This window comes from Serratia sp. TSA_198.1 (genome assembly GCF_052686505.1).
The window spans coordinates 138,074-151,478 of the sequence record NZ_JBQZFP010000004.1 but is presented as its reverse complement, the minus strand read 5'-3'; the positions used below and the strand labels follow the sequence as shown (position 1 = coordinate 151,478).

At 58.2% G+C, this 13,405-nt stretch carries 12 protein-coding genes; 4 read left to right on the top strand and 8 right to left on the bottom strand.

All coding sequences use genetic code 11. The annotated features are described in order from the left end of the window. Positions 1–140 precede the first annotated feature (140 nt). Entirely contained in the window at positions 141–965 is an 825-nt protein-coding gene (gene dkgA, locus ACUTSW_RS18025) for a 2,5-didehydrogluconate reductase DkgA (RefSeq protein ID WP_013814602.1), read from the top strand. A 45-nt stretch (positions 966–1,010) separates the two neighbouring features. Here the strand turns inward: dkgA and ACUTSW_RS18020 are convergent, their stop codons facing one another. The 4 genes from ACUTSW_RS18020 to ACUTSW_RS18005 form a co-directional block, all read right to left on the bottom strand. Continuing rightward, complete coding sequence (locus tag ACUTSW_RS18020) at positions 1,011–2,414, bottom strand: GH1 family beta-glucosidase (protein WP_445584997.1); 1,404 nt, start codon at positions 2,412–2,414, stop codon at positions 1,011–1,013. Continuing rightward, on the bottom strand, positions 2,411–2,740 hold the full coding sequence (locus ACUTSW_RS18015; RefSeq protein WP_073440990.1) for a PTS lactose/cellobiose transporter subunit IIA: 330 nt from the start codon (positions 2,738–2,740) through the stop codon (positions 2,411–2,413). The genes ACUTSW_RS18020 and ACUTSW_RS18015 overlap by 4 nt, the downstream gene beginning before the upstream one ends. Then, positions 2,737–4,056 carry a PTS sugar transporter subunit IIC gene (locus ACUTSW_RS18010; RefSeq protein ID WP_445584996.1) on the bottom strand — a complete coding sequence of 440 codons (1,320 nt, stop codon included), beginning with the start codon at positions 4,054–4,056 and terminating at the stop codon, positions 2,737–2,739. The genes ACUTSW_RS18015 and ACUTSW_RS18010 overlap by 4 nt, the downstream gene beginning before the upstream one ends. Positions 4,057–4,161: 105 nt before the next feature. Then, the gene (locus ACUTSW_RS18005) at positions 4,162–4,467 is read right to left on the bottom strand and encodes a PTS sugar transporter subunit IIB (RefSeq protein WP_006320614.1); all 306 of its coding nucleotides are present in this window, start codon (positions 4,465–4,467) and stop codon (positions 4,162–4,164) included. Positions 4,468–4,733: 266 nt separating this feature from the next. On the opposite strand from ACUTSW_RS18005, the gene ACUTSW_RS18000 reads away from it, so the two are divergent. Then, positions 4,734–5,339 (top strand): transglycosylase SLT domain-containing protein, encoded by a 606-nt coding sequence (locus tag ACUTSW_RS18000; protein WP_062868755.1) that lies wholly within the window; start codon positions 4,734–4,736, stop codon positions 5,337–5,339. 64 nt (positions 5,340–5,403) lie between these two features. Here the strand turns inward: ACUTSW_RS18000 and ACUTSW_RS17995 are convergent, their stop codons facing one another. Beyond that, complete coding sequence (locus tag ACUTSW_RS17995; RefSeq protein WP_445584995.1) at positions 5,404–7,569, bottom strand: YgiQ family radical SAM protein; 2,166 nt, start codon at positions 7,567–7,569, stop codon at positions 5,404–5,406. Between the two features lie 181 nt (positions 7,570–7,750). Here ACUTSW_RS17995 and ACUTSW_RS17990 point away from each other — a divergent pair, with 181 nt between their 5' ends. Then, entirely contained in the window at positions 7,751–8,638 is an 888-nt protein-coding gene (locus ACUTSW_RS17990; protein WP_445584994.1) for a PfkB family carbohydrate kinase, read from the top strand. A gap of 37 nt (positions 8,639–8,675) precedes the next feature. Here ACUTSW_RS17990 and ACUTSW_RS17985 read toward each other — a convergent pair whose 3' ends face one another. Both ACUTSW_RS17985 and xapA read right to left on the bottom strand, forming a co-directional pair. Next, positions 8,676–9,935 carry a nucleoside permease gene (locus tag ACUTSW_RS17985; protein WP_445584993.1) on the bottom strand — a complete coding sequence of 420 codons (1,260 nt, stop codon included), beginning with the start codon at positions 9,933–9,935 and terminating at the stop codon, positions 8,676–8,678. A 78-nt stretch (positions 9,936–10,013) separates the two neighbouring features. Then, positions 10,014–10,835, bottom strand: a complete 822-nt coding sequence (xapA, locus tag ACUTSW_RS17980) for a xanthosine phosphorylase (protein WP_445584992.1) — start codon at positions 10,833–10,835, stop codon at positions 10,014–10,016. Between the two features lie 151 nt (positions 10,836–10,986). On the opposite strand from xapA, the gene ACUTSW_RS17975 reads away from it, so the two are divergent. Next, positions 10,987–11,925: a LysR family transcriptional regulator gene (locus tag ACUTSW_RS17975; protein ID WP_445585060.1), complete on the top strand. Its 939-nt coding sequence runs from the start codon at positions 10,987–10,989 to the stop codon at positions 11,923–11,925. Here the strand turns inward: ACUTSW_RS17975 and ftsP are convergent. Beyond that, positions 11,903–13,318 carry a cell division protein FtsP gene (gene ftsP / locus ACUTSW_RS17970; RefSeq protein WP_062868767.1) on the bottom strand — a complete coding sequence of 472 codons (1,416 nt, stop codon included), beginning with the start codon at positions 13,316–13,318 and terminating at the stop codon, positions 11,903–11,905. The genes ACUTSW_RS17975 and ftsP overlap by 23 nt on opposite strands. Between the last annotated feature and the right edge of the window lie 87 nt (positions 13,319–13,405).

Genomic DNA, 13,405 nt, shown 5'->3' with positions numbered 1-13,405 from the left:
ATGACCTGTACCAGACCGTGCCGCAACCGCTGAAATTTGGTTAGCAAACTCAGCACCACCCCGGTTTGCCAACTAGAATTTATTTATAGCCGTTTTCCGGCGCATGCTGTGCCGGGCAATCAGTTCACAAGGAGACGCGCATGACAACGCAACAACCCATCATCAAACTCCACGATGGTAATCTGATGCCGCAGTTGGGTCTCGGCGTTTGGCAGGCGAGTATTTCAGAGACCACCAATGCAGTGACCAAAGCGCTGGAAATTGGTTATCGCTCGATTGATACCGCTGCGATCTACAAGAACGAGGAAGGGGTCGGCGCCGCGCTGCAATCGGCCTCGGTGCCGCGCGAGCAGCTGTTCATTACCACCAAACTGTGGAACGACGATCAGGGCGATCCGCAGGCCGCGCTGGAAACCAGCCTGGAAAAGCTCAAGCTGGACTATGTCGATCTGTATCTGATCCACTGGCCAAAACCGCAGCAGGATCAGTATGTCGACGCCTGGCGCGGGCTGATCAAGCTACGCGAACAGGGGCTGATCAAGAGCATCGGCGTGTGCAACTTCCACATTCCGCACCTACAGCGTCTGCTGGATGAAACCAGCATCGCACCGGTAATCAATCAGATCGAGCTGCACCCGCTGCTGCAACAGCGTCAGCTGCGCGCCTGGAATGCCACACATCATATCGCCACCGAGTCCTGGAGCCCGCTGGCACAGGGTGGCGAAGGAGTATTTGACCAGCAGGTGATCAAGCACCTGGCGGACAAATACGAGAAGACACCGGCGCAGATCGTGGTGCGCTGGCATCTGGACAGCGGTCTGATTGTGATCCCGAAATCGGTCACGCCGTCGCGCATCCGTGAAAACTTCGAGGTATTTGATTTTAAACTGGATAAAGACGAACTGAGCGAGATAGCCAAACTGGATATCGGCAATCGCCTGGGGCCGGATCCCGAGTCGCTGTGATGTTCCCGGCCCTCTCCCCAACGAGAGGGCTATTTTATTTCCCCGCTATAACTGCTCGCCGTTGGTGGCGATCACCCGCTGATACCAGCCAAAGCTCTGCTTCTTCTTGCGCGCCAGATTGTCGTTATGATCGACATAGACGAAACCGTATTGCTTCTGATAGCCGTTGAGCCAGGAAAGCAGATCGATAAACGACCAGGGGTAATAGCCGCGCACATCGGCACCCTGTTCGATCGCCGCGCCGATCGCCTGAATATGATCGCGCAGATAATCAATGCGCGGCTGATCGCGCACCTCGCCGTCGACAATCGGATCCTTGGCCCCCAGCCCGTTCTCGGTGATGTAGAGGGGAATATTGCCGTAGCGTTTGACGATGCGGCCAATGGCGTCGGTCAGCCCTTGCGGGTAAACCTCCCAATCCCAATCGGTGTAAATGCCGTTCGGGTTGCGCACCAGTTTGAACAGCCCCTTAAAGCCCAGTTCGCGCCCGCTGCCCTTCTGGCCGCTGGTGTTGATGGCATAGCCGTCCACGTCGTCGTTATGCGCCACCATCTCACGCTTGTAGTAATTCAGGCCGATAAAATCGACGATGTTCTGCTTCAGCAGTTCTTCGTCACCCGGCGCGAAATACGGCACGCCAAACGCCTGCTGCGCCATCGCCAGCAGCTCTGCCGGGTATTCGCCCTTCAGCACCGGATCGTACAGCCAGTGGGTGAAGATCCCTTCGGCGATCTCGCAGGCGCGCCGATCCTGCGGCGAATCGCTGATCGGATCGTTAGGTTGCAGTACGTTGACGAAGCCGATCTGCCCGTCGATCCCCATTTCGCGGAAGCTTTTCACCGCCCGCGCATTGGCCAGAAACACGTGGTGGCAGGCCTGAATGCCCTTTTTCGGGTTGGTCAGTCTGGGTGGATGCGCGCCGGTCATGTAGCCCATACCGATAAACACGATGGTTTCGTTGAAGGTTGACCACAGCTCGACGCGATCGCCAAAACGCTGATAGCACAGGCGAGCGTATTCATCGAAGGCGTCGACGATCTCACGCAATTCCCAGCCGCCGAACTGTTCCTGCAAAGCCTGCGGCAGATCCCAGTGATAAAGGGTGATCATGGGTTTGATATTGTGCTTCAGCAGTTCGTCGATCAGTTCGCTGTAGAAGCGGATCCCGGCTTCGTTCACCTCTCCCCGCCCCTGCGGCAACAGCCGCGGCCAGGAGATCGAAAATCTATAGGTCTGCATGCCCAGTTCGGCCATCAGCGCCACGTCTTCCCGGAAGCGGTGATAATGATCGACCGCCACATCGCCGTTGGTGCCCTGATAGGTAGTACCGGGCAGATGGGAAAACAGATCCCAGTTGGACAGGCCCTTGCCGTCGGCATCATGGCCGCCCTCAACCTGATAAGACGCGGTCGCCGCGCCCCAGAGGAAATCCTTTGGAAATACGCTCATGCGGTTTGCACTCCGTTCTGCTCCAGCAATCGATAAATTCTGACCAGCTCTTCCACCAGATCGCGCGCCAGCATGGCGTTCATGATGTGGTCCTGCGCGTGCACCATAATCAGGTTGACCGGCAGCTTGCCTTCGCCCTCGTCAAAGCCGATCAGCTCAGTCTGGGTCGCGTGGGCACGCTTTGCCGCCAGTTGCGATTCCGCCAGCAGAATATCCACCTGATCCCACTGGTATTTACGCGCCGCGTACAACGCCTGCATGGCGCAGCTCCGCGCCTCGCCGGCATTGATGATCAGCTCCATTACCGCCGTTTCCATGTCGATCATTCGGTCACTCCTTGCGTTTGTTCAATCGGATCCGCGTCACTCACTTCCTGATCCAGCAGTTGCTGTTCATAGACTTTAAAAAACGGGTAGTAGATCAACGCCGATACCGCCGCCAGCACCATCACCAGCAGCGCGGCGCGGAAATCCCAGCCGGTGGCCCAGGCTGCGCCAATCGGCGCCGGTGCGGTCCAGGGCACCACCGAGATCACCCGGCCGATCAGATCCAGCTTCACCGCCGCATAGGCGATGATCGAATTGACGATCGGCGCGGTGATAAACGGGATAAAAAAAGTGGGATTCATCACGATCGGCGTGCCGAAGATCACCGGTTCGTTGATGTTGAAACAGCTCGGCACCAGGCTCAGCTTACCGATCGACCGCAGGTGCGCCGAACGGCTGCGCAAATAAAGCAGCACCAGCCCAAAGGTAGCACCGGAGCCGCCAATCACGATAAAGAAGGTCCAGAAAGCTTCCATAAAGATATGCGGCAGCGGCTGGCCGGCCGCGAGCATATCCTGGTTGATGCCCAGATTGGTCAGCCAGAACGCCTGCAGCATGCCGGAGACAATCACCGCGCCGTGAATGCCGGCAAACCACAGCAGATGGCCGATCAGTACCGCCAGCAGGATAGCCGGCAACGAGTCGGCGGCGGAAATCAGCGGCTGGAACAGCGCCATGATCGCCTGCGGCAACAGCAGGCCAAACTGGTGTTGCACCAGCAGGCTGAGCGGATACAGCGTGATCACCACCGCCAGGATCGGGATCAGCAGATCGAAAGACTGCTTGATTTTGGCCGGCACCTGCTCCGGCAGCGAGATACCGATATTGCGCACTTTAAGGAAACGGATCAGCTCGGTGGTGTAGACCGCCACCAGAATGGCGGTGAAGATCCCCACGCCGCCCAACGCGGCAGTCGGCAGCACCTTCTCGGTTTGCGGCGCGGCGATCAGTAAAAAAGACATCAGCGCCAGCATCGCCGCCATAAAGGGCTCGAGCTTATAACTCTGCGCCAGATTGTAGGCGATGGCGGCGGTAATATAGATCGACATAATGCCCATCGTCATATTAAACGGGGTAAGAATGGCGACCTGATGTTTTTCCGCAGCATTCAGCCACCATTGGGCTATTCCCCAACTGCTGTCGGCGGCAAAAGGCGGATAGGCGAAGACCAGTAAAAATGAGCCGACGATCATGAACGGCATGGCGGAAATAAAGCCGTCGCGGATCGCCATAATATGGCGCTGGGTCGATAATTTACCGGCAATCGGGCTGATGCGGTTTTCGATGAAATTGAATGCGGCCTGGCTGATACTCATGGTTCAACCCTCGGGACGTTTGGTGAGTAATGGAGCAAAAAACGGCTCAGCCGGGGCCGGGAAACCAGGTACAACAGGGGTGGCACGGCCCTGGTTCTCTCGGTGTCATGCGATCATCGCTAATGCTTCGGCCAAAATCTTATCGCCTCGCATCATGCCGTAATCCATGCTGTTAATAACCGCAATCGGTTTATTTTCCCGATCGGCGATCTTTTTAAAATCGGCCAGCTTATATTTTATTTGTGGCCCCAGCAGGCAGCATTGGTAATTAGCCAGCGTAGATTCGAATTCTTCTATACCCACGGCAATAATATCCACCTCAATTCCCTGCTGTTCGGCAGACTTTTTCATTTTATTCACCACCATACTGGTCGACATGCCGGCGGCGCAGCAAAGAAATATCTTTTTCATCCGATCTCCTGAGGCTAATCGCGTACAAATGATTCAGTTGAGAAATGAGTATGGTGGTAAACCTGAAAAAACAGCAACCGGTTTCAGTAACCGGTTTCATCATTTAATCGGGTTATGTGAGGAAGATCCAGAATTGCCGCCAGCGATGAATTCATCATTGTGCGGCACAAGAAAACAGCCACTTTTTTGCTAAAGATCTTTTACCCGGCTGACGCTATCATGACGCACCTGAGGTTACCCCCCACTCAACTAAAGCACGGAGCACCATGAAATTTTCTCTACGGCAGTGGTCACGCCTGGGCATCGTCTGCGCGATGCTGGTATTGGCAGGCTGCGCCGGCAAAAAGCATCGCGTCAGTTACAATCCTCACGCCTACGACGACGAGATAGAAGATGCTGCCGATAAATACGGCGTCGACCAAAAACTGATCGCCGCGATGATTAAGGTAGAATCCGGCTTTAACCCAGAGGCGGTGAGTAAGTCCAACGCCATCGGTTTAATGCAGTTGAAAGCCGACACCGCCGGCTGCGATGCCTATCGCTACAAAGGGAAACGCGGCTGCCCGGACGAAGACGATCTACTGGATCCCGATACCAACATCGATCTCGGCGCCGCCTATCTGGCCGTGTTGCAAAAACAGCAGCTTAGAGGGATCTACGATCCAGTGACTCTGCGTTACGCCACCATTATCGCCTACGTAAACGGCACCGGAGCGCTGTTACGGACCTTTTCCAGCAATCGCGAGCAAGCCATCTCGATGATTAACACTCTGTCGCCGGAAGCCTTTAACTGGCATGTGCGCAAATATCATCCCGCTCCGCAGGCACCGCGCCATTTGATGAAAGTCGAAGCGGCCTACGAGCAATTGTGATTTTCAAAAGCAAAAAAGGAGAACCCGAGGGTTCTCCTTTCGTTTAAGCACCTGACTCGGGCCGTTACGGCTTACCGTTGCGGATAGGCTTGCGCGGCGGCTTGTTCGACGGCGTGCGCTGCCGGGTAATGTCGGTATGCTTGGTCAGCGCCGGGCGAGTATGACGCTGCAGGCGTTTCGCTTCGCGCTGCTCGTCGATGCTTGGCGCCGGCACCAGACACTCGCGGAGGCTGCCGATCAGGTGCTTCATGCCCATTTCTTCCAACGCGGTGCGGATCATCGCCCAGTTAGCCGGGTCATGATAACGCAACAGCGCCTTGTGCAGGCGACGCTGACGATCGCCGCGCGGCACTACCACGTCTTCCGACTTATACCCTACCTTGCTCAACGGATTCTTGCCGGTGTAATACATGGTGGTGGAGTTGGCCATCGGTGAAGGATAGAAGTTCTGCACCTGATCGAGGCGGAAACGGTTTTTCTTCAACCACAGCGCCAGATTCACCATGTCCTCATCGCGGGTGCCTGGATGCGAAGAGATAAAATACGGGATCAGATACTGCTCTTTGCCCGCCAACTTCGAATAATGGTCGAACAGCTGTTTGAACCGATCGTAGCTGCCCATGCCCGGTTTCATCATTTTCGACAGCGGCCCTTCCTCGGTGTGCTCCGGGGCGATCTTCAGATAGCCGCCGACGTGGTGGGTTGCCAGTTCTTTGATGTAGCGCGGATCTTCCACCGCCAGGTCATAACGGACACCGGAAGCGATCAGGATCTTCTTGACGCCCTCCAGCGAACGCGCGCGGCGATACAGGTTGATGGTCGGCTCGTGGTTGGTGTCCATGTAGGTGCAGATTTCCGGATAAACGCACGAGGCGCGGCGGCAGGTCTGCTCGGCGCGCGGGTTGGTGCAGCGCAGCATGTACATGTTGGCGGTCGGGCCGCCCAGATCGGAGATCACGCCGGTAAAGCCCGGCACCTTGTCGCGGATCTCTTCGATTTCACGAATAATCGAATCTTCCGAACGGCTCTGGATGATGCGCCCTTCATGCTCGGTGATCGAACAGAACGAACAACCGCCGTAGCAACCGCGCATGATATTGACCGAGAAGCGGATCATGTCGTAGGCCGGAATGGTTTCCTTGCCGTAGGACGGATGCGGAATACGCTGATATGGCAGGGCAAACACGCTGTCCATTTCCGGCGTGGTCAGCGGGATTGCCGGCGGGTTGATCCACACATAGCGGTCGCCATGCGATTGCATCAGCGCACGGGCGCAGCCTGGGTTGGTTTCATGGTGCAGAATTCGCGAGGTGTGCGCATACAGCACTTTGTCGGCCTTCACTTTTTCGAAGGACGGCAGCAGCACGTAGGTTTTTTCCCACGGCTTTGGCTTGGCGGCGCGCACAGTGACCGGCTTGGCTTCCGGCTCTGGCGTACCGCCGTCGGCGCACGGCAGATCCTCGCCGTAAGGGTTAGGGATTGGCTCAATGCGGCCCGGCTTGTCCAGACGGGTGGAATCCACGCCGGTCCAGCCCGGCAGCGCGCCTTTACGCATCACCGCCGTGTTGCGGATATCGTGGATCTCGCTGATTTTTTCACCGGCGGCCAGGCGGTGCGCCACTTCCACCAGCGGACGCTCGCCGTTGCCGTAGATCAGCATATCGGCTTTGGAATCCACCAGCACCGAACGGCGCACGGTATCCGACCAGTAATCGTAATGCGCGATGCGACGCAGGCTGGCTTCGATGCCGCCCAGCACGATCGGCACGTCTTTATAAGCTTCTTTGCAGCGCTGGCTGTACACCAGCGTCGCACGATCCGGGCGTTTGCCGCCCACGTTGCCGGCGGTATAGGCATCGTCGTGGCGCAGTTTGCGATCGGCGGTGTAGCGGTTGATCATCGAGTCCATGTTGCCGGCGGTGATGCCGAAGAACAGGTTCGGTTTGCCCAGGCGCATAAAGTCGTCTTTATTGCTCCAGTCCGGCTGCGCAATAATGCCCACGCGGAAGCCCTGCGCTTCCAGCATGCGGCCGATGATCGCCATGCCAAAACTCGGGTGATCGACATAGGCGTCACCACTGATAATGATCACATCGCAGCTGTCCCAGCCCAGTTGATCCATCTCTTCGCGCGACATCGGTAAAAACGGCGCGGTGCCATAACATTCGGCCCAATAAGGCTTATAGGAAAACAATTCACGGTCGGGTTGGATCAGGCTGGTCGTGCTCATTCTGGTGCTCTTTCACAGGTTAATTAATCGCCGGGCGGCGATTATACGCACTAGTGACAAAAAGAGCATGGTTATTTCACACATTAGTCACATCGCCAACCCGCTTGCCCCTCGACTCCGGGCGTTTGCGACGTCATCATAGCCTATCTGTCCGGCCCGATGGCCGGCAGCGGAGGACAAAATGAATGAGCTTTTAGCAGTAAAACCGGTTCTGGTACTGGGCAGCGCAATCGGCGAAATCGATCTGGGGCAACAGCGGCAGATTGGCGGCAGTGCATTTAACGTGGCGCGCGCGCTAAGCCGCCTGCAGGTGCCGGTGGTCAATGGCATGCCGGTAGGCAATGGCGAATGGGGCGCGATGATTGAAGCCGCCATGAATGAACTCGGTCTGCCGGTGCTGCTGCGCCACGGCCAGAGGGATAACGGCCAGCGTCTTACGCAGCTGGAACCCTGCGGCAAGCGCACCTTTGTCAGGGTGCCGGGCTGCGAAACGCAGTGGAACAAGGCCCAGCTCGCCACGCTGCCGTTGACGCCTGAAACGCTGATCTACATTCATGGTGACGAACTGACGGGCGAGAGCGGTGAAGCGCTGCGCGACTGGCTGACACGGCTGCCGTTCGACCAATGGCGCCTGATCGATCCCGGCTCGCGGGTTGGCCTGCTGGATGCGGATTTCTTCGCCATGCTCAGCGACAGCGACACGGTACTGACGCTCAATCGCAACCAGGTAACAACGCTGTGTGGCGAAGGCGACGTGCTCACTGCCGCACAACGCTTTGCCGCCGCGCACAATATTACGCTGATATGCCGGCTGGAGGGGGAAGGCGCATGGATTTGCGATGGCCGTAATCCGCCGCTGAACCTTGCCGCCTCTCAGGCCCAGGCTGTGGATACTCTCGGTGCCGACGACGCCCACTGCGCCGGTCTGTTGGCCGGTCTCTCCGCCGGCTGGCCACTGCCGCAGGCAGTCAGCCTGGCCAACCGCGTGGCCGCCTGCGTAGTGGCAAGCCAGGGCGCAGCAGACGCGCCGAACTGGCAACGGCTGCAACAAGGCTTTCCCGAAAGCTGAAGCACAATGGGCGCACCTCTGCGCCCATTTCCTTGATCTAATGAGCACGCTCTACCGGCCCGGCGTGCTCCTCCGGCCGGTGCTGATAATGGAAGGTCAGTGCGAAGACCACGCCCAGCACCAGCGTATACAGCGCGAAAACCAGCCAGATGCTCTGCCAGTCTTTTATGCCGTTGCGGGTAAAGAAATCCACCACCTCGCCGCTGGCGATCGCCCCCAGATAAGCGCCCAGACCATTCACCATCGTCATGAACAGCCCCTGCGCGCTGGCGCGGATGCGGTGATCAGCCTCTTTCTCTACGAAGATCGCACCGGAAATATTGAAGAAATCAAAAGCACAGCCATAAACGATCATCGAAAGCAGCAGCAACACGAAGCCAAAACCGACCGGGGTACCGTAGGCCAGGAACAGGAAGCGCAACGTCCAGGCTGCCATACTGATCAACATCACCTGCTTAATGCCGTATCTGCGCAGGAAAAACGGAATGGTGAGGATGAAAAACACCTCGGAAATTTGCGACAGAGACAGCAGCACCGCCGGGTATCTGACGCTGAAGCTGTCCTGGTACAGCGGGTTTTGCGCGAAATCGTGCAGGAACGGGTTACCGAAGGTGTTGGTCACTTGCAGCGCCGCGCCCAGCAGCATGGCAAACAGGAAAAACAGCGCCATGCGCCGTTGGCGGAATAATACCAGTGCGTCCAGCCCCAGTACGCTGAACCCGCTTTTTGATTTTTCCACTTTGCTGGTCGGGCAGTTCGGCAACGTCAGCGAATAGCCGGCCAGCAGCAGCGACACTCCGGAAGCCAGATACAGTTGCATATTGCTGAGTTCAATTTTGCTGAAACCGATCAACCACATCGCCACAATAAAACCCAGAGTGCCGTACACCCGCACCGGCGGGAAATCCTTCACCGTGTCGTAACCGTGCTTCTCCAGACAAAAATAGGCAATGGCGTTGGACAGCGAAATGGTCGGCATATACATCATGGCATTGAACAGCATGACCCAGAACATCATCATCGGCTGCTCAACCTGGGCGGCACAGTACAGCGCGATCGCACCGAACAGATGACACAGCGCATACAGATAATTGGCTTTGACCCAGCGATCGGCAATGATGCCCGCCAGACCCGGCATAATCAACGCCGCGATGCCCTTGGCGCTGTACACCATACCTACCTGCATCCCGCTGAAATGCAAGGTGTTAATCATGTAAGATCCCAGCGTGACCAGCCAGGCGCCCCAAATAAAAAACTGCAAAAAAACCATTACCTTCAGTCGCGTTTTTATTGCCATCACCATCACCTTATTATTTTGATTGAAACGATGATTCGCGCGGCAAGGTCCCTGCACCCTGCCGCGGGGTTTACAGCATTAAAGCGTTTTGAAAAACTCACGGATCAGGCGCATAAAATCGTCGGCCGCCAGCGCGGCGCAGCTCAGGGTTTGTTCATGGGAGAGCGGCGTATCGGACAGCCCTTCGGCGTAGTTGGTCATCGCCGACACCACCAGCACCTTCAGGCCGCAGTGGCGGGCCGAAAGCACTTCCGGCACGATCGACATGCCGACCACGTCGCACCCCAGCGTCTGCATCATGCGAATTTCCGCCGGGGTTTCGAAGTTAGGCCCGGTGTAGGCGGCAAAGACCCCTTCGGCCAGCGGAATGCCCGCACGCTCGGCTACCTGCGCCAGTTGGCCGCGCAGTTCGTGGTCATAGGCGTTGGCCAGGCTGAAGAAGCGTGGACCGAAACGCTCATCGTTGTCGCCAACCAGCGGCGATTCAGGCATAAAGTTGATGTGATCGGTAAGTGCCACCAGGCTGCCCGGCGGCACCGACTGGCGCAACGAGCCGGCGGCGTTGGTTGCCAGCAAGAATTCGCAACCCAGCAGTTTGAACGTGCGCACAGCGGTGGTCATCACCTGCATGCCGCGCCCTTCGTAGTAGTGCCCGCGGCCTTTCATGCACAATACCGGCACGCCTTCCAGCCAGCCTGCGACCAGTTGCCCGGCGTGGCCCGCAACGCCGCTGACCGGGAACCCAGGCAGCTCAGCGTAGTCGACGATCAGGGTGTCGGTCATCACCTCCGCCAGCGCGCCCAGCCCGGAACCCAGTATCAGCGCGGCGCGCGGCTGGAAGCTCGGCAGGCGGCGGCGGATCGCTTCGGCACAGGAAAAAGCATCTTCTTGATTAAACATAGTATTCTCTTCTGTGGGAGGGTGAAATAATCCCCATAGTAGAGAGCGATGCGCGACGGCGACCAATACATTATTGGCAGCCGATTTATTCCGTTTACCTATAAATTGGTAGCACCAGGAGGCCATCATCAGCATAAAATCGCCCCGGCAACTGCCGGATCCCAGCCGGATTAACTTCCGCCTGCTGCACTATTTCCGCGTCGTGGCGGAGGAAATGAACTTCACCCAGGCGGCGCTACGGCTGAATATTTCGCAACCGCCGCTCAGCAAGCACATTAAAGAACTGGAGAGCCAACTCGGCGTCGCGCTGTTCAAGCGCACCACCCGTTCGATGTCGCTGACGCTGGCCGGCCGCACGCTGTTTCGCAACGTCGAGATGCTGTTGGATCAGGCCGGTCATGCGCTGAATCAGGTGCAACAGTTAGGCCGTGGCGAGGCCGGTCATATGGTGGTCGGTATGGTCGGCACCTCGGTGTGGGGCGGGTTGATCCCGGCGTTGAAGCGCTTTGCCGGGCAAACGGACAACGTCACCTGGGCGTTGAACGAGCTGACGCCCAGCCAGCAGATCGCCGCGCTGCAAAAGCGTCATATCGATATTGGCGTCTGGCGGGAGGCCAGGGAACAGGCATTGCCGGGGTTGGCCTGCCAGCTGTTGGCGCGGGAGAATATTGCGGTGGTGCTGCCGCTCGATCACCCGCTGGCACAGGCGGAAAGCCTGCCGTTGGCGGCACTGCAGCATGACAAATTCATGGTCCTGCCGCCGCACGAGGCCAGCCTGGGACTGTATTTGCACAACCTGTGCCTGCAGCAAGGTTTCAAACCGGACATCGCCTATCAGGTCAATGAGCCGCAAACCCTGATGGCGTTGGTGGCCGAAGGTTATGGCATCACGCTGTTGCCGGACAGCTACGGCCGCATTCCGTGGCCCGGCGTGCGGTTCTGCCCGCTGCAGCAGGCGCCGTCAGCGGATTTGTACGCCATTTATCATGCCGAGAGCGCCACGCCGGTAGTGCAGGCGTTTCTGGACATGCTGCGTGCGGCCCCTGACGGCGCCGCACAGGGCCGGCTTACAGCGCCGGCTGCACCATAAACTGACCGGCGGTACCGCGATCCGCCATCTCCAGCGTCTGGCTGTAGAACAGGAACGGGAAGTGCTCCGAGGTGGACTGATTGAAGTAAACCAGCAACTCGACGTCGCCATCGACCCATACGGTGTCCTTCCAGCCGCGATCTTCCGCCATCGGCTGCGCGCCATTGACGCGTTTCACCAGGAACTGCACGCCCTGAATGTGGAACGCCTGCGGCGTATCCGCGTGAATGTTCCAGCGCTCCCAGGTGCCCTGCTGCGTTTGCACATCGATGCGGTTCATGTCCCAGATAGCGCCGTTGATCCCAGGCTGGCTGTCGCCCAGACGGAATTCGCGGGTGCGACTGGCGCTGCCGTCCAGCAGTTGATCCGCCAGCAGGCGCATCGGCAGGTTATCGGTCACCAATGGCAACAGGCCGGTAGGCCTCAGCGTCAGCACCTGGGTGGAGACCAGAATGCTCGAAGGTTCAAACAGGCCGCGCAGGCGGTCCATCATGCCCGCCGCTTCACCGGCGGTGATGGTTACCTCATCGCCTTTTGACATATCGACCAGCACTTCACGGCGTTCGCCCGGCGCCAGCGAAAGCTGCTGCACCGCCACCGGCGCAGGCAAGAAACCCTGATCGCTGGCGACAACGTTGAACGGCCGGCCGTCGCTCAGTTGCAGCATGTAGCGGCGCGAGTTAGAGGCATTAAGCAGGCGCAGGCGCACCCAGCCGCGAGAAACCTCGACGTAAGGGTTTTGCACACCGTTGACCAGCAGCGTGTCACCGATAAAACCGCCCTGCGACGGCGGATCGTATTCCGGCGTACCGAAATTATCCAACCGTTTGTCCTGAATGATCAGCGGGAAGTCGTCAACGCCGTAGTGGTTTGGCAGCGGCAGCGCTTTGCTGACCTCATCCTCAACCAGCCACAGCCCGGTCAGGCCATTGTAAACGTGCGGCGCCATTCGGTTCGGCGTGCTGGCGTGATACCAGCAGGTGGCCGCACTCTGGCGAATAGGCAATACCGGCGACCAATCGACGTTAGGCGACATCATGCGCGGCGCGCCGCCCATCAGGGTGCCGGGCACCTGCAGGCCGCTGATGGTCATCGCCACCGGCTCCGGCAGACGGTTGCTGTAGATCAGCTTGACGTCGTCCCCGTTATAAACCCGCACCGTCGGCCCAAGATACATGCCGTTAATGCCCCACACCGACGCCTTGCGGTTATCCATAAACGCCCAGTGGGCGCGCTGCAAGGTTAAAAACAGCGGCTGACCGCGGCGGGATTCCAGCAGCGGAGGAATCGGTAATGGCGTCTGCGTTCCGCTCGCCTCAGCCCTCAGCGGCACGGCTCCTGCGCACAGCGCCAAGCCCGATGCCTGAATAAACTGACGTCGACTGAGTGACATATTTTCTCCATGAAAAGCAATGACTAAACCGTGTGCAAAGACCGGGCCCCTGTTAATCAGATTAGCAGGAGCCCAGGCGTTAACGGC

Coding starts and splice junctions, on each gene's coding strand:
- dkgA (WP_013814602.1), top strand. CDS start 141: ATGACAACGCAACAACCCATCATCAAACTCCACGATGGTAATCTGATG.
- ACUTSW_RS18020 (WP_445584997.1), bottom strand. CDS start 2,414: ATGAGCGTATTTCCAAAGGATTTCCTCTGGGGCGCGGCGACCGCGTCT.
- ACUTSW_RS18015 (WP_073440990.1), bottom strand. CDS start 2,740: ATGATCGACATGGAAACGGCGGTAATGGAGCTGATCATCAATGCCGGC.
- ACUTSW_RS18010 (WP_445584996.1), bottom strand. CDS start 4,056: ATGAGTATCAGCCAGGCCGCATTCAATTTCATCGAAAACCGCATCAGC.
- ACUTSW_RS18005 (WP_006320614.1), bottom strand. CDS start 4,467: ATGAAAAAGATATTTCTTTGCTGCGCCGCCGGCATGTCGACCAGTATG.
- ACUTSW_RS18000 (WP_062868755.1), top strand. CDS start 4,734: ATGAAATTTTCTCTACGGCAGTGGTCACGCCTGGGCATCGTCTGCGCG.
- ACUTSW_RS17995 (WP_445584995.1), bottom strand. CDS start 7,569: ATGAGCACGACCAGCCTGATCCAACCCGACCGTGAATTGTTTTCCTAT.
- ACUTSW_RS17990 (WP_445584994.1), top strand. CDS start 7,751: ATGAATGAGCTTTTAGCAGTAAAACCGGTTCTGGTACTGGGCAGCGCA.
- ACUTSW_RS17985 (WP_445584993.1), bottom strand. CDS start 9,935: ATGGCAATAAAAACGCGACTGAAGGTAATGGTTTTTTTGCAGTTTTTT.
- xapA (WP_445584992.1), bottom strand. CDS start 10,835: ATGTTTAATCAAGAAGATGCTTTTTCCTGTGCCGAAGCGATCCGCCGC.
- ftsP (WP_062868767.1), bottom strand. CDS start 13,318: ATGTCACTCAGTCGACGTCAGTTTATTCAGGCATCGGGCTTGGCGCTG.